Source organism: Coralloluteibacterium stylophorae (genome assembly GCF_018122625.2).
Lineage (GTDB): Bacteria > Pseudomonadota > Gammaproteobacteria > Xanthomonadales > Xanthomonadaceae > Coralloluteibacterium > Coralloluteibacterium stylophorae.
Genome location: NZ_JAGQFT020000007.1, coordinates 16,051 through 30,553, shown reverse-complemented (window position 1 = coordinate 30,553; position 14,503 = coordinate 16,051). Strand labels below are relative to the sequence as shown.

General features: G+C 69.9%; 12 protein-coding genes. 8 read left to right on the top strand and 4 right to left on the bottom strand.

What is annotated here, in order from left to right:
- The first annotated feature begins 60 nt into the window (after positions 1-60).
- From KB893_RS11420 to lpxC, 4 genes are all read left to right on the top strand, one after another.
- On the top strand, positions 61-864 hold the full coding sequence (locus tag KB893_RS11420) for a cell division protein FtsQ/DivIB (protein ID WP_211927728.1): 804 nt from the start codon (positions 61-63) through the stop codon (positions 862-864).
- Positions 861-2,096, top strand: a complete 1,236-nt coding sequence (gene ftsA, locus KB893_RS11415; protein WP_211927727.1) for a cell division protein FtsA — start codon at positions 861-863, stop codon at positions 2,094-2,096. The genes KB893_RS11420 and ftsA overlap by 4 nt, the downstream gene beginning before the upstream one ends.
- Positions 2,097-2,221: 125 nt before the next feature.
- Positions 2,222-3,454, top strand: a complete 1,233-nt coding sequence (ftsZ, locus tag KB893_RS11410; protein ID WP_211927726.1) for a cell division protein FtsZ — start codon at positions 2,222-2,224, stop codon at positions 3,452-3,454.
- A 201-nt stretch (positions 3,455-3,655) separates the two neighbouring features.
- Positions 3,656-4,576: a UDP-3-O-acyl-N-acetylglucosamine deacetylase gene (gene lpxC, locus KB893_RS11405; RefSeq protein ID WP_211927725.1), complete on the top strand. Its 921-nt coding sequence runs from the start codon at positions 3,656-3,658 to the stop codon at positions 4,574-4,576.
- Positions 4,577-4,716: 140 nt separating this feature from the next.
- Here the strand turns inward: lpxC and KB893_RS11400 are convergent, their stop codons facing one another.
- Entirely contained in the window at positions 4,717-5,199 is a 483-nt protein-coding gene (locus KB893_RS11400) for a DciA family protein (RefSeq protein WP_213173722.1), read from the bottom strand.
- Between KB893_RS11400 and KB893_RS11395 the strand changes: the two genes are divergently transcribed.
- From KB893_RS11395 to KB893_RS11380, 4 genes are all read left to right on the top strand, one after another.
- The gene (locus tag KB893_RS11395; protein WP_213173721.1) at positions 5,186-6,115 is read left to right on the top strand and encodes a M23 family metallopeptidase; all 930 of its coding nucleotides are present in this window, start codon (positions 5,186-5,188) and stop codon (positions 6,113-6,115) included. The two genes, KB893_RS11400 and KB893_RS11395, sit on opposite strands and share 14 nt — an antisense overlap.
- Positions 6,116-6,337: 222 nt before the next feature.
- Positions 6,338-9,076, top strand: a complete 2,739-nt coding sequence (secA, locus tag KB893_RS11390; protein ID WP_213173720.1) for a preprotein translocase subunit SecA — start codon at positions 6,338-6,340, stop codon at positions 9,074-9,076.
- Positions 9,077-9,350: 274 nt separating this feature from the next.
- Positions 9,351-10,310, top strand: a complete 960-nt coding sequence (locus KB893_RS11385; protein WP_211927448.1) for a Nudix family hydrolase — start codon at positions 9,351-9,353, stop codon at positions 10,308-10,310.
- A 13-nt stretch (positions 10,311-10,323) separates the two neighbouring features.
- Positions 10,324-10,617 carry a GIY-YIG nuclease family protein gene (locus KB893_RS11380; protein ID WP_211927447.1) on the top strand — a complete coding sequence of 98 codons (294 nt, stop codon included), beginning with the start codon at positions 10,324-10,326 and terminating at the stop codon, positions 10,615-10,617.
- Between the two features lie 790 nt (positions 10,618-11,407).
- On the opposite strand, the gene coaE is transcribed toward KB893_RS11380, so the two are convergent.
- Genes coaE through KB893_RS11365 form a run of 3 tightly spaced genes read right to left on the bottom strand, consistent with a single transcriptional unit; the run spans position 11,408 to position 14,196 of the window.
- On the bottom strand, positions 11,408-12,031 hold the full coding sequence (gene coaE, locus KB893_RS11375; RefSeq protein WP_211927446.1) for a dephospho-CoA kinase: 624 nt from the start codon (positions 12,029-12,031) through the stop codon (positions 11,408-11,410).
- A gap of 33 nt (positions 12,032-12,064) precedes the next feature.
- The gene (locus KB893_RS11370) at positions 12,065-12,931 is read right to left on the bottom strand and encodes a prepilin peptidase (protein ID WP_377731268.1); all 867 of its coding nucleotides are present in this window, start codon (positions 12,929-12,931) and stop codon (positions 12,065-12,067) included.
- A gap of 8 nt (positions 12,932-12,939) precedes the next feature.
- A complete protein-coding gene (locus KB893_RS11365) occupies positions 12,940-14,196 on the bottom strand; it encodes a type II secretion system F family protein (protein WP_211927445.1) in 1,257 nt (418 codons plus the stop codon).
- Positions 14,197-14,503 lie beyond the last annotated feature (307 nt).

Here is a 14,503-nt window from a genome sequence, read left to right as displayed (position 1 = left end):
CAGCGCCTCGGGTCCCGATTCCCGATTCCCGATTCCCGCCTCTCCGCCCGAGGCCCAGCCATGAACGCCCTCGTCCGCCTCGTCGCCTGGACGCTCGCGATCGCGCTCGTGGCCCTGCCCATCGTGGCGGTGCTCAACGGCTGGATCGCGGGCGACCGCTGGCCGATGCGGCGGCTGCTGGTCACCGGCGCGTTCGAGCGGGTCAGCGAGGAGCAGGTGCGCGGCGCGGTGCTGCCGCACGCCGACGGCGGCTTCTTCGGCGTGGATCCGCTCGAGGTGCGGGTCGCGGTGGCGGGCCTGCCCTGGGTCGAGACCGTCGCGGTGCGCAAGCGCTGGCCGGACGTGCTGGAAGTTGCCATCAGCGAGCACCGGCCGTTCGCGCGCTGGGGCGAGGACCAGCTGCTGTCCGAACAGGGGCGGCTGTTCGCCACCCCGGGCGACAGCGCGATTCCCGACGGCCTGCCGCAGCTGCACGGCCCGCAGTCGCGCGTGGCCGAGGTGGTCGGCCTGTTCAAGGCCGCGGCGCCGCTGTTCGCCGGCAGCGGCCGGCGCCTGGAGCGCGTCGACCTCAGCGCGCGCGGCAGCTGGACGCTCGCCCTCGACGGCGGCACCGAGGTGGTGCTCGGGCGCACCGAGCCCGAGGCGCGCATGACCCGCTTCGCCAGGCTGCTGCCGCACGTGGTGGCCGCCGAACGACGCCCGCTGCTGCGCGCCGACCTCCGCTACACCAACGGCTTCGCCCTCGTTTGGGGCGATGCCGAACCCGAGGCGCCCGGTGCCGCCGGCGCCGCGCTCGATCCGTCCCCGCGCGTCGCCGCCCGCACGCGGCCCGGGACTCCCATGCACGCACAGGCACGCACATGAACCGCAAGGGCGACAAGTCGCTGATCGTCGGACTGGATATCGGCACCTCCAAGGTGGTGGCGCTGGTGGGCGAGTACTCGCCCGGCAACCCGATCGAGGTCATCGGCATCGGCAGCCACGAGTCGCGCGGGCTCAAGCGCGGCGTGGTGGTCGACATCGAGTCGACAGTGCAGTCGATCCAGCGCGCGATCGAGGAGGCCGAGCTGATGGCCGGCTGCGAGATCCGCTCGGTCTACGCCTCGATGTCGGGCGGCCACACCCAGTGCCGTAACTCGCCGGGCATCGTGCCGATCCGCGACGGCGAGGTGACCTGGGCCGACCTCGACCGCGTGCTCGACGCGGCCAAGGCGGTGGCGATCCCGGCCGACCAGAAGATCATCCACGCGCTCGCGCAGGAGTACATCGTCGACAACTCGCAGGAGGGCATCCGCAATCCGGTCGGCATGTCGGGCGTGCGCCTGGAGGTGCGCGCGCACCTGGTGACCGGCGCGTTGAGCGCCTCCCAGAACGTGACCAAGTGCGTGCAGCGCTGCGGCCTGCAGGTGGACGACCTGATCCTGGCTTCGCTGGCCTCGTCGACCGCGGTGCTGACCGCCGACGAGAAGGAGCTGGGCGTGGTGCTGGTCGACATCGGCGCCGGCACCACCGACATCGCGGTGTTCGTGCAGGGCGCGATCCGGCACTCGGCCTCGCTGCCGATCGCCGGCGACCAGGTCACCAACGACATCGCCCACCTGCTGCGTACCCCGACCCCGGAGGCGGAACAGATCAAGGTCCGCTACGCCTGTGCGCTGGCGCAGCTGGCGACCGCCGAGGAGTCGATCCAGGTGCCGAGCGTGGGCGACCGTGCGCCGCGGCGCCTGGCCCGCCAGGCGCTGGCCGAGGCGGTGCAGAACCGCTACGAGGAGATCTTCGAGATGGTGCAGGCGGAACTGCGCCGCTCCGGCTTCGAGGAGCTGGTGCGCGCCGGCCTCGTGCTCACCGGCGGCGCCTCGAAGATGGAGGGCGTGGTCGAGCTCGCCGAGGAGATGCTGCACATGCCGGTTCGCGTCGGCATCCCGCAGCACGTCAGCGGGCTTGGGGAAGTGGTGGGAAACCCGGTGCACGCCACCGGCGTCGGCCTGCTGCTGTGGGGATCGCAGATCGAGCATCCGCGGCGGCCGGTGGTGCCCACCGGTCGCGCCGGGACGCTCTGGAACAAGCTCAGGAATTGGTATCGCGGGGAGTTCTAGTTCGCGATGCGCACGCGCGCGGCGTCACCTGGCGCGCGTGGAGAGGGACCCAGCGGCACATACGAAAACAACGACGGCAACGCATTCGGCATTCATCGGCATCAAAGTCTCCGGAGGACATCCACATGGCACATTTCGAACTGGTCGAACACATCGCCCCCAACGCGGTGATCAAGGTCATCGGCGTCGGCGGCGGCGGCGGCAACGCGGTCGCGCACATGGTCAACAGCGCGATCGAGGGCGTCGAGTTCATCACCGCCAACACCGATTCGCAGGCGATCAAGAGCAACGGCTCCAAGCTGCAGCTGCAGCTCGGCGCCCACGTCACCAAGGGCCTGGGCGCGGGCGCCAATCCCGAGGTCGGCCGCCAGGCCGCTCTCGAGGATCGCGAGCGCCTGATCGAGGCGCTGACCGGCGCCGACATGGTGTTCATCACCGCCGGCATGGGCGGCGGCACCGGCACCGGCGCGGCGCCGGTGGTGGCCCAGCTCGCCAAGGAGATGGGCATCCTCACCGTCGCGGTGGTGACCAAGCCGTTCCCGTTCGAGGGCCGCCGCCGCATGCAGGTGGCGCTCAAGGGCATCGAGGAGCTGTCGCAGCACTGCGATTCGCTGATCACGGTGCCGAACGAGAAGCTGATCACCGTGCTCGGCCGCAACGCCACCATGATCCAGGCCTTCCGCGCCGCCAACGACGTGCTGCAGGGTGCGGTGCAGGGCATTGCCGACCTGATCGTGCGCCCGGGCCTGATCAACGTCGACTTCGCCGACGTGCGCACGGTGATGAGCGAGATGGGCCTGGCGATGATGGGCACCGGCTCGGCCCGCGGCGACGACCGCGCCCAGGCCGCCGCCGAGGCCGCGATCCAGAACCCGCTGCTCGACGACGTCAACCTGCAGGGCGCCAACGGCATCCTGGTCAACATCACCGCCGGTCCCGACTTCACCATGGCCGAGTTCGACGAGGTCGGCCGCACGGTGGAGGAGTTCGCCGCCGAGGACGCGACCGTGGTGATCGGCACCGTGCTCGACCCGGACATGCAGGACGAGGTGCGCGTCACCGTGGTCGCCACCGGCCTCAACCGCAACGTCGCGCGGCAGCCGGTGCGCACGCCGGAGAAGGAGCCGCAGCGCGCCCAGGTCAAGCTGGTCCGCAACGCCACCACCGGGGCGGTGGAGTACCCGAACATGAACATGGCCAACGCCGTGGCCGGGCAGCAGCCGCCGCACATGGGCCTGCGTGCCCGCGCCGAGGCCCCGGCGGCGCCGGCCGCATCGCCCGCCCCGGCGGCGTCGGGCGAGGACAGCAAGCACGCCTATCTCGACATTCCGGCGTTCCTGCGTCGTCAGGCCGACTGAACGCTTGGAAACGGGTGACACCACTGTGGCGGTGGCGTTAACTCTTTTGTAACATCCGGCCCACCAGCCGGCGATGCCAGCTGAGAATGCTTCCGGGATTGTTCTGCTGATGCGGGCAATCCCGGCGTTTTCGCGGAGGTTCAGTCGAGCGCGTGTTAACATCGCGTTCTTGCTGACGCTCCGATGCGGAGAGCGCACTCCATGGTCAGACAACGCACCCTCAAGAACACGATCCGCGCGACCGGCGTGGGCCTGCACAGCGGCGAGAAGGTCTTCATGACCCTGCGCCCGGCCGCCCCGGACACCGGCATCGTCTTCCGCCGCACCGATTTCGATCCGCCGGTGGAGATTCCCGGTCGCGCCGACCTCGTCGGCTACACCAGCCTGTGCACCGCGTTGGTCCAGGACGGCGTGCGGGTGATGACCATCGAGCACCTGATGTCGGCCATGGCCGGCCTCGGCATCGACAACGCCTATGTCGACCTGTCCACGGCCGAGGTGCCGATCATGGACGGCTCGGCGGGCCCGTTCGTGTTCCTGCTGCAGTCGGCCGGGATCGAGGAGCAGAAGGCGCCCAAGCGCTTCGCCCGCATCCTCAAGCCGATCGAGGTCCGCGACGAGAACGAGGACAAGTGGGCACGCTTCGAACCGTTCGACGGCTTCAAGGTGGGCCTGTCGATCGACTTCGCGCATCCGGTGTTCACCAAGTCGACCTCGCAGGCCGAGATCAACTTCTCCACGACCTCCTTCATCAAGGAAGTCAGCCGCGCACGCACCTTCGGTTTCATGAAGGACATCGAGTTCCTGCGCGAACGCAACCTGGCGCTCGGCGGCTCGATGGACAACGCGATCGTGCTCGACGACTACCGCGTGCTCAACGAGGACGGCCTCCGCTACGAGGACGAGTTCGTCAAGCACAAGATCCTCGATGCGGTCGGCGACCTGTACCTGATGGGGCGCAGCCTGATCGGCGCCTTCTACGGGCACAAGTCCGGCCATGGCCTCAACAACCAGCTGCTGCGCGCCCTCCTGGCCGACCGCAGCGCCTGGGAAGAGGTGACCTTCGAGGACGCCGCGGCGGTGGCGCCGATTTCCTACGCGCATCCGGCGCAGGCCATCTGAGCCTGTCGCTGCACTGAATCTTCACGAGGAACCGGCGCCGCGAGCGCCGGTTTTTCGTTGGGCGATCCTCTAGACTGCCCCGACCACGGCGCCCCACCACCCACGGGCGCCTGGCACCACCCGAGCGGGCACGACCCGCGTCAGGGCACCTCGGACAGCTTCAGGAGCTGTGCCTTGAGCCCCGGGTCGGACACACCTGCCGCCGCCGCCTTGAGCGACTCGCGCGCGAATCCCGAAAGTGGCAAGCACGGTTTTTGCTTAACGTCAACGGGTTGCTTCGACACGATCTTCACGGCCAGTATGCGGCCCGGTAGGCCGAGCGCCTGCGCCGCCGAGAGGATCTCGTCGGCATGCAGCCTCAGAGTTGTGCTCCATGTTGCCGAGGTGACGAGGAACACGAGCCTGTCGTCGCGGACGTTGCCCAGCCGGCAATGGTCCGCCAGGGGAGTGGGCAGGCAACCACGCAGTCGTCGATCGAGTTCGTCCAGTTCACGGGCGCGCGCGATCAGCGGCCCGAGTTCCGTCCCGCCAGCCGCGTCCAGCGGCCGGCGCGGTGCGGCCGGTGTCGCGGGCGGCGGGACACCACGATGTGCGGACTGTCTGGACATAATGAACTTCATCATCGTATCGAAACGCTTCAGGACGCCCAAGAAGTTCTCGCTGGGCGAGCGGCGCGTGCAGATCGCCGCAGGCGGCGCGCTCGCGCTGCTGTTGGGGCTCGGGGTCGGCCTCGGGATGCTGGTGCAGGGCGGCGCGCAGGCGCGGCGCGTGGCCGAGATGCAGGCGCGGATCGACGCGCAGCAGGCCGAGCTGGCGGATGCGCAGAACGCGGCGCAGCGCGAGGTCAACGCACTGGCCGCACGGGTCGGCGAGCTGCAGGCGCAGGCGAACCGCCTCAACGCGCTCGGCGAGCGCCTGACCCGGATCGGCAAGATCGACGACGGTGAGTTCGACTTCACCGAACCCAGCGGCCAGGGCGGCGCCGAGGCGCCGCAGCGCGCGATCGCCAGGGACGAGCTGCTCGGCCAGCTCGATGCGCTGTCGGGCGAACTCTCGGCCTCCGGCTCGCAGCTCGACCTGCTCGAGACGCTGCTGGTGGACCGCGACCTCGCCCAGAACCAGATGCCCAGTCGCTGGCCCGTGGCGCGCGGCTACATCTCCTCCGGCTTCGGCGGTCGCGCCGACCCGTTCGGCGGCGGCCTCTCGCGGCACATGGGCGTGGATTTCGCCAGCCCCTACAACTCCGACGTGCTCGCCGTCGCCGAAGGCGTGGTCAGCTTCGTCGGCCGTCGCAGCGGCTACGGCAACGTCGTCGAGGTCGACCACGGCAACGGCTACACCACGCTCTACGGCCACAACAGCCGCAACCTGGTGAAGGTGGGCGACCTGGTGCGCGCCGGCGACGTGCTGGCCAAGGTCGGCTCGACCGGCCGCTCGACCGGCAACCACGTGCACCTCGAGGTGCACGCCAACGGTCGCCCCGTCGATCCGCTCAAGTACCTGCAGGGCAAGGTCGGACGCCGCAGTTCCCGCGGTTGATCCGTACGCCCGCCCCGGCCACGGCCCGCCTCGGCGGGCCGTGCTGCGTTCGGGGCCGGGAGCGCCGGGCGGGGCGTTGATAGGACCTCCGGCGCCCCCACGTTAGACTTCTCCGTTCGCGCGCGGCCCCGGCCGCCTCCGCGAGACCCGCTGCGCGATGCGCCCGCCCCGGCGGCTGCGCGCCGCGCCGCGCCGCGCCCTCCTCGACTTCAGCGATCCGACATGCTCAATAGCGTCCTCACCCGCGTCTTCGGCAGCCGCAACGAGCGGCTGGTCAAGCAGTTCAACAAGTCGGTCGCCAGGATCAACGCCCTGGAGCCGGAGTTCGAGAAGCTCGACGACGCTGCGCTGCAGGCCAAGACCGAGGAGTTCAGGGGGCGCATCGCCAACGGAGAGACGCTCGACGCGCTGCTGCCCGAAGCCTTCGCCACGGTGCGCGAGGCCTCCAGGCGCGTGCTCGGCATGCGCCACTACGACGTGCAGATGGTCGGCGGCATGGTGCTGCACGAGGGCAAGATCGCCGAGATGCGCACCGGCGAGGGCAAGACCCTCGTCGGCACGCTGCCGGTCTACCTCAACGCGCTCGCCGGCGACGGCGTGCACGTGGTCACGGTCAACGACTACCTCGCGCGCCGCGACGCCGCGCAGATGGGCCGCCTCTACAACTGGCTGGGCCTGTCGGTGGGCGTGGTGTTTCCGGGCATGCCGCATGGCGACAAGAAGGCCGCGTACGCGGCCGACATCACCTACGGCACCAACAACGAGTTCGGCTTCGACTACCTGCGCGACAACATGGCGCTGTCGAAGAACGAGCGCTACCAGCGCGGGCTGAACTACGCGATCGTCGACGAGGTCGACTCGATCCTGATCGACGAGGCGCGCACGCCGCTGATCATCTCCGGCCCCGCCGACGAATCGCCCGACCTCTACGTCAAGGTCAACCGCATCGTCCCCGAGCTGGTCCGCCAGGAATCGGAGGAAGGCGAGGGCGACTACTGGGTCGACGAGAAGTCCAAGCAGGCGCACCTGTCCGAGCAGGGCATGGAGAACGTCGAGGCGCTGCTGCGCCGCGCCGGCATCATCGGCGAGGACGACGGGCTCTACGACGGCAACAACATCGCCGTCGTGCACCACCTCAACGCGGCGCTGCGGGCGCACGCGCTGTACCAGCGCGACGTCGACTACATCGTGCGCGACGGCGAGGTGGTGATCGTCGACGAGTTCACCGGCCGCACCCTGGCCGGGCGGCGCTGGTCCGACGGCCTCCACCAGGCGGTCGAGGCGAAGGAAGGCGTGCCGATCCAGCGCGAGAACCAGACCCTGGCCTCGGTGACCTTCCAGAACCTGTTCCGCATGTACAGGAAGCTGGCCGGCATGACCGGTACGGCGGACACCGAGGCCTACGAGTTCCAGTCGATCTACGGGCTGGAGGTGGTGGTGATCCCGACCCACCGGCCGATGGTCCGCAAGGACCATCCCGACCAGGTGTTCCTCAGCCGCCAGTACAAGTTCCAGGCGGTGGTCGAGGACATCAAGGGCTGCCACGAGCGCGGCCAGCCGGTGCTGGTCGGCACCACCTCGATCGAGACCTCCGAACTGCTGGCCGCCGAACTGAAGAAGGCGAAGATCCCGCACGAGGTGCTCAACGCCAAGCAGCACGAGCGCGAGGCGATCATCATCGCCCAGGCCGGCCGCCCCAAGGCGGTGACCATCGCCACCAACATGGCCGGCCGCGGCACCGACATCGTGCTCGGCGGCAGCCTCGAGGCCGAGCTAGCCGCGCTGGGCGAAGAGGCCGGCGAGGACGAGCGCTTCCGCATCAGGACCGAATGGAAGCGCCGCCACGACGCGGTCAAGGAGGCCGGCGGACTGCACATCATCGGCACCGAGCGCCACGAATCCCGCCGCATCGACAACCAGCTGCGCGGTCGTTCCGGCCGCCAGGGCGACCCGGGCTCCTCGCGCTTCTACCTGTCGCTCGACGACAACCTGATGCGCATCTTCGCCGCCGACTGGGTGCAGAAGGCGATGCGGATGATGGGCATGAAGGAGGACGACGTCATCGAGGACAAGCTGGTCACCCGGCAGATCGAGAAGGCGCAGAAGAAGGTCGAGGCGCACAATTTCGACATCCGCAAGAACCTGCTCGACTTCGACGACGTCAACAACGACCAGCGCAAGGTCATCTACCAGCAGCGCGACGAGCTGCTCGAGGCGGAGTCGATCAGCGAGGCGGTCGGTGCGATCCGCGCCGACGTGGTAGCCGACCTCGTGCAGCTGCACGCGCCGGCCAACAGCATCCGCGAGCAGTGGGACATCGCCGGGCTCGAGCGCACGCTCGCCGACGACTACGGCATCCAGATCGACCTGCAGACCCAGGTGCGCGAGCACGAGGAGCTCGACGCGCAGGGCATCGCGCGGCTCGTCGACGAGGCCACCGCCCAACATTTCTCCGACAAGGAGCAGCAGGTCGGGCCCGAGATGATGCGCGCGCTGGAAAAGCACGTGATGCTGACCGTGCTCGACCAGGCCTGGAAGGAGCACCTCGCGCGCATGGACTACCTGCGCCAGGGCATCCACCTCCGCGGCTATGCGCAGAAGCAGCCCAAGCAGGAGTTCAAGCGCGAGGCCTTCGAGCTGTTCTCGGAGATGCTCGACCGGGTCAAGCGCGAGGTGGTGACCATCCTCGCCCGGGTCCGGGTGCGCAGCGAGGACGAGGTCCAGCGCCTGGAGGAGGCCGAGCGCCAGCGCCAGCTCGCGCAGGCGCGCGCGATGGAGTTCCAGCACGCCGACGCCGGCGGCTACGGCTCGCAGGAGGAAGTCGCCGAGATGCAGGCCGATGGCGAGATCCCGCGTCCGCCGCGTCCGGTCCAGCGCGAGGCGCCCAAGGTCGGTCGCAACGATCCGTGTCCCTGCGGTTCCGGGAAGAAGTACAAGCAGTGCCACGGCCGGCTGGAGTGATCCGCCCGGTTCCTGCACGCCACGACGGCGCCCACGGGCGCCGTCGTCGTTCCAGACCCCTGCAAGCTCCGTAGGAGCGGCTTCAGCCGCGACCAGCTTGTGTGGTGAGCATCTGTGTCGAACCCCTGTGGGAGGGGCTTCAGCCCCGACGGCCCGGCCGCAGACCTCCGCCCCGGTCGTGGCTGAAGCCCCTCCTACAGGGGACGACCGGCGACCTTGCCGGCCGCCCCGCATCGGCCGCTACACTGCCCCGGCACTTCCACCTCCAGGACCGATGTCCCTCGATCCCGACCCGGCGCGCCCTCCCGTCCACGTGGTCGCCGCCGTGCTGCGCGATGCGCGCGGCCGCATCCTGCTCACCCGCCGCACCGAGGGGCGCGACTTCGCCGGCGCCTGGGAGTTTCCGGGCGGCAAGGTGGAGCGCGGCGAGACCCCGCACGAGGCGCTGGCGCGCGAGCTGCGCGAGGAGATCGGCATCGAGATCGGCCCGGCCAGTACACCGCTGATCCGGGTGCCGCACGCCTATCCCGGCAAGCGCATCCTGCTCGACGTCTACGAGGTGCCCGAGTGGCAGGGCAGGGTGCGTGCGCTGGAGAAGCAGGCGATCGCCTGGACCCCGCCGGACAAGCTCGCCGGCTACCCGACTCCGCCGGCGGACATCCCTGTCATCGGCGCGCTGACCGGGCCTGCGACCTACCTGATCACTCCGGAGATCGAGCCGGCGGCCATCCTCGCCGGCGTGCGCGAGGCGCTGGCACGCGCGCCATGCTGCGTGCAGCTGCGCCACCGTGGTCTCGATGCCGCCTCGCACGAGCGCCTCGCCTTCGACCTGCGCGCGCTCTGCCTCCGCGCCGGCGTGCGTCTGCTGGTCAATGCGGACATCGCGCTGGCGCGCGCCCTGGGCGTCGGCGTGCATCTGCGTGCGGCGCAGCTGGCCGAGCTGGCCAGCCGCCCGTTACCGGCCACGCAACCGGTGATCGCCTCCTGCCACGACGCGACCGAACTGGCGCGCGCCGAGGCCCTCGGCTGCGACGCTGCCGTGCTCGGGCCGGTGCAGGCGACGGCGAGCCATCCCCAGGCGACGCCGCTGGGCTGGGGCGCCTTCGCACGCCTGCGCGAACGCGTCAGCCTGCCGATCTGGGCCCTCGGCGGTCTCGCTCCCGCGGACCTCGCCGAAGCCCGCCGCCACGGCGCACAGGGCATCGCCGCCATCCGCGGACTCTGGCCCGGCTGAGCCGGCGGCCGGCATGGACCGCCAGCCCTGCGTCTACATGCTTGCCAGCCGCCGCAACGGCACGCCTTACATCGGCGTGACCAGCCGTCCCATCGCGCGGATCCACGAGCACCGCAGCAACGCGGTCGACGGCTTCACCCGCCGCTATGGCGTGCACGCCCTGGTCTGGTACGAACTGCATCCGGACATGCCCAGCGCCATCGCGCGCGAGAAGGCGCTCAAGGCGTGGCGCCGCGCGTGGAAGCTGGCGCTGATCGAGCGCACGAACCCACAGTGGCGGGATCTGTACCCGGACCTGCTGGGCTGAGCGCCTGCGCGGTGAGCGACGGGAGGGAGGCGCCGCCACGCAACGCCCCGCCGCCCGATCCTGCGCACCGCCCTCCTACCGTCATCCCGACGGAAGTCGGGATCCAGGTGCGCAGGGCATCACTCCGACACTGGATCCCAGCCTTCGCTGGGATGACGGAGTGGTGGGCGCCGCCGCCGCGCGATGCACCACCGCCGCGCAGTGCACCGCCGCCGCGCAATGCGCCGCCGCCGCGAAGTGCACCGCCGCTCGATCCTGCGCACCCACCTCCTACCGTCATCCCGACGGAAGTCGGGATCCAGGTGCGCAGGGCATCACTCCGACACTGGATCCCAGCCTTCGCTGGGATGACGGAGTGCGGGGCGCAACCGCCGCGCGGTGCACCGTCGCCCGATCCTGCGCACCGCCCTCCTACCGTCATCCCGACGGAAGTCGGGATCCAGGTGCGCAGGGCATCACTCCGACACTGGATCCCAGCCTTCGCTGGGATGACGGAGTGGTGGGCGCCGCCGCCGCGCGATGCACCACCGCCGCGCAGTGCACCGCCGCCGCGCAATGCGCCGCCGCCCGATCCTGCGCACCCACCTCCTACCGTCATCCCGACGCAAGTCGGGATCCAGGTGCGCAGGGCAACACTCCGACACTGGATCCCAGCCTTCCCGGGGATGACGGAGTGGGCGTCACGAGGTGCGGAGCGAGGCAGGACGGCAGGACGTACGCCGTGGCCTGGAGGCAGGGGCGGTATGAGCGGACCGCCCTGCAACCCCCCTCGGCGAACCGGCCCTGCACCTCAGCTCCGGCGGGCATCCTTCGACAGCGCGACATATCGGGCATGCAGCGCGGCCACCTCCGCATCCAGCGCATCGACCGGCCCGGCGTTGGCGACGACATCGTCCGCCAGCGCGAGCCGCTCGGCGCGCGTCGCCTGGGCGGCGAGCATGCGTCCGGCCAAGTCGCGGTCGACGCCGTCGCGACGCATCAGCCGCGCGATCTGGACGTCCTCCGGCGTATCGACGACGAGGATGCGGTCGAGCCACGGGTAGGTCGTCCGCCCGCCGCCCTCGGCGAGCAGGGGGATCGCGGCCATTGCGTACGGTCCCGGTGCGGCCCGGCACTCCGCTTCCAGCGCGGCGCGGATGCGCGGGTGCAGGATCGCCTCCAGCCCGGCCTTGGCCTCGGCGTCATGGAAGATCAGGGTGCGCAGCGCCGCACGGTCGAGATGCCCCTCGCCGGTGAGGAGGTCCGGCCCGAAGCGATCGACGACCGCCGCCAGCGCCTCGGCGCCGGGCTCGACCAGGCGTCGCGCGACCACGTCGGCGTCGGTCACGTGCACGCCCCGCGCCTCGAACCGCCGCGTGACCTCGGACTTTCCCGACGCCACGCCCCCGGTCACGCCCACCACGAAATCAGCCATGTCCGACACTACGCCCGAGCATGCCGTACCGGGTCAAGCCAGCCCCACCAGCCGCAGGTAGGCAGCCGTTATCGCGTCGCCGAACAGGAACTGGATCCACCCGGCGATGGCGAGGTAGGGGCCGAAGGGGATCGGCGTGGCGCGGTCGCGTCCGCGCAAGGCCAGCCACAGGCTGCCGACGACTGCGCCCACCACCGAGGAGATCAGGATGATCGGCAGCAGGCTGCCGACGCCGCACCAGGCGCCCAGCGCGGCCAGCAGCTTGAAATCGCCGTAGCCCATGCCCTCCTTGCCGGTGAGGAGCTTGAAGCCCCAGTACACTGACCACAGCGCCAGGTAGCCCACGGCCGCGCCGGCGATGGCCGCGACCGGCGTCACCTCGTAGACGCCGAAGGCCGCGGCCAGCAGGCCGAGCCAGAGCAGGGGATAGGTGAGCTGGTCGGGCAGCAGGGTGGTGCGCAGGTCGATACCGGACATCGCCACCAGCAGGCCGGTGAAGGCGAGCGCCCCCACGCCCTGCAGCGTCGGCCCGAAGTGCCAGATGCAGGCGGCGAACAGCAGGCCGGTCAGGAGCTCGACCGCGGGATACTGCAGCGAGATCCGCTGCCCGCTGTGGCGCGAACGCCCGCGCAGCAGCGCCCAGCTCACGAGCGGGATGTTCTCCCACCAGGCGAGCTGCGCCCCGGTGTGCGGATCGTGCGAGCGCCGCACCACCACGCCCGGCGGCTCCGGCTCGTCGACCGCAGGCAGCTCCAGCATCTCGCGGCTGTCGCGGCGCCACTGCCATTCCATCCGTGGCGGCAGCCGCAGGATCACCACGTTGAGGAAGCTGCCGACCAGCAGGCCCAAAACAAAGGCGCTGGCGAGAGCCAGCGCCGGGGAGGCGACCAATACCTGCAGCAACACGGTCAACCCACTGCTGCGGCAAGCTTGAAGATCGGGAGGTACATGCCGACCACCATGCTGCCGACGACCACGCCAATGACGACCATGATCAGCGGCTCGAGCAGGCTGGTCAGGGCGTCGACGGCGTTGTTGACCTCCTGCTCGTAGAACTCCGCCACCTTGAACAGCATCGTATCCAGCGCGCCGGCCTCCTCGCCGATGGCGGTCATCTGCACCACCATGTGCGGGAACAGGTTGACCTGCTTCATCGCCATGTTGACGGGATAGCCGACGGCGACGTCTTCCCGGATGCGCCTGACCGCGTTCTCGTAGACGATGTTGCCGGTGGCGCCGGAGACGGTTTCCAGGGCCTCGACCAGCGGAACACCGGCGCGGAAGGTGATACCCAGCGTGCGCGCGAATCTCGCGATCGCGGACTGATGCATGATCTGTCCGATCACCGGGATCTTGAGCACCATCCGATCGAGGAACTGGGCGAACTTGCGGGATCGCTTCTTGGCGGCGATCAGGCCGAAGATGGAACCGGCGACAACCAGGAGCAGCAGCCACCAGTAGGACTGCATCCACTCCGACAGGTTGACCAGCATCTGAGTGAACGCGGGCAGGTCCGCACCGAACCCCTGGAAGACGGACTGGAACTGCGGGATCACGAAGATCAGCAGGATGCAGGACACCAGGATGGCCACTGCCATCACTGCCGCAGGGTAGAACAGCGCCTTCTTGATCTTGCCCTTCAGCGCCTCGATGCGCTCCTTGTAGGTGGCGATCGTGTCGAGCACGGTGTCCAGCACGCCCGCGCCCTCGCCTGAACGCACGAGGTTCTGGTACAGGTCGTCGAAGTAGAGAGGGTGCTTCGACAGCGCCTCCGACAGGGCCGAGCCTCCGGAGACCTCGTCGCGGATGCTGCCGATGAGCGTAGCGATGCGGGGGTTCTTCTGACCGGATGCGAGGATGTCGAGGGCCTGCACCATCGGCACGCCCGACTGCATCATCGTCGCGAGCTGCCGACTGAAGATCGCGATGTCCTGCGGCTTGATCGACTTGCCGGCCTTGCCGAACAGCGGCTTGGGCTTGGCCTTGACGACACGCGGCGTGATGCCCTGGCGCCGGAGCTCCGCCTTGACGAGGTTGACCGACTTGCTCTGCGTCTCGCCCTTGATGACGGTGCCGCGCTTGTCGACGCCGGTCCAGACGAAATCGCTGAGCGGATTCTCACGCGGCGTAGTGGCAGGCTTGCGGCCAGCGGCGATCGTTGCCATTAGATGATCCTGGTGTCCCGGTTGGCCGCGAGCGGCCGGTGGTACTGCGTAGGTCGACATCCCCATGCCGCGCCGGCACGTGGCGCCGATCGCCGCTCTCCCGGCCGCCGGCCCTTCCCCAGCCCGACGCCCGCTCCCCTGCCCGCTACCCGGGCACGATTGCGCGAGTCTAACCTGCCCGGGTTGGCGGGCAAGCGATTGGCGTCACCGATTTGACGCCGCCCGTGCTCGCGCCCATCCGCCGACCCTCCCGTTTCACCGCTTCAAGCCCCTTCCCCCCTTGCGGGGGAAGGCTGGGATGGGGGGA

Bases quoted from the DNA above. Each gene is read 5' to 3' on its own strand.
- KB893_RS11420 (WP_211927728.1), top strand. From the start codon at position 61: ATGAACGCCCTCGTCCGCCTCGTCGCCTGGACGCTCGCGATCGCGCTC.
- ftsA (WP_211927727.1), top strand. From the start codon at position 861: ATGAACCGCAAGGGCGACAAGTCGCTGATCGTCGGACTGGATATCGGC.
- ftsZ (WP_211927726.1), top strand. From the start codon at position 2,222: ATGGCACATTTCGAACTGGTCGAACACATCGCCCCCAACGCGGTGATC.
- lpxC (WP_211927725.1), top strand. From the start codon at position 3,656: ATGGTCAGACAACGCACCCTCAAGAACACGATCCGCGCGACCGGCGTG.
- KB893_RS11395 (WP_213173721.1), top strand. From the start codon at position 5,186: ATGAACTTCATCATCGTATCGAAACGCTTCAGGACGCCCAAGAAGTTC.
- KB893_RS11400 (WP_213173722.1), bottom strand. From the start codon at position 5,199: ATGATGAAGTTCATTATGTCCAGACAGTCCGCACATCGTGGTGTCCCG.
- secA (WP_213173720.1), top strand. From the start codon at position 6,338: ATGCTCAATAGCGTCCTCACCCGCGTCTTCGGCAGCCGCAACGAGCGG.
- KB893_RS11385 (WP_211927448.1), top strand. From the start codon at position 9,351: ATGTCCCTCGATCCCGACCCGGCGCGCCCTCCCGTCCACGTGGTCGCC.
- KB893_RS11380 (WP_211927447.1), top strand. From the start codon at position 10,324: ATGGACCGCCAGCCCTGCGTCTACATGCTTGCCAGCCGCCGCAACGGC.
- coaE (WP_211927446.1), bottom strand. From the start codon at position 12,031: ATGGCTGATTTCGTGGTGGGCGTGACCGGGGGCGTGGCGTCGGGAAAG.
- KB893_RS11365 (WP_211927445.1), bottom strand. From the start codon at position 14,196: ATGGCAACGATCGCCGCTGGCCGCAAGCCTGCCACTACGCCGCGTGAG.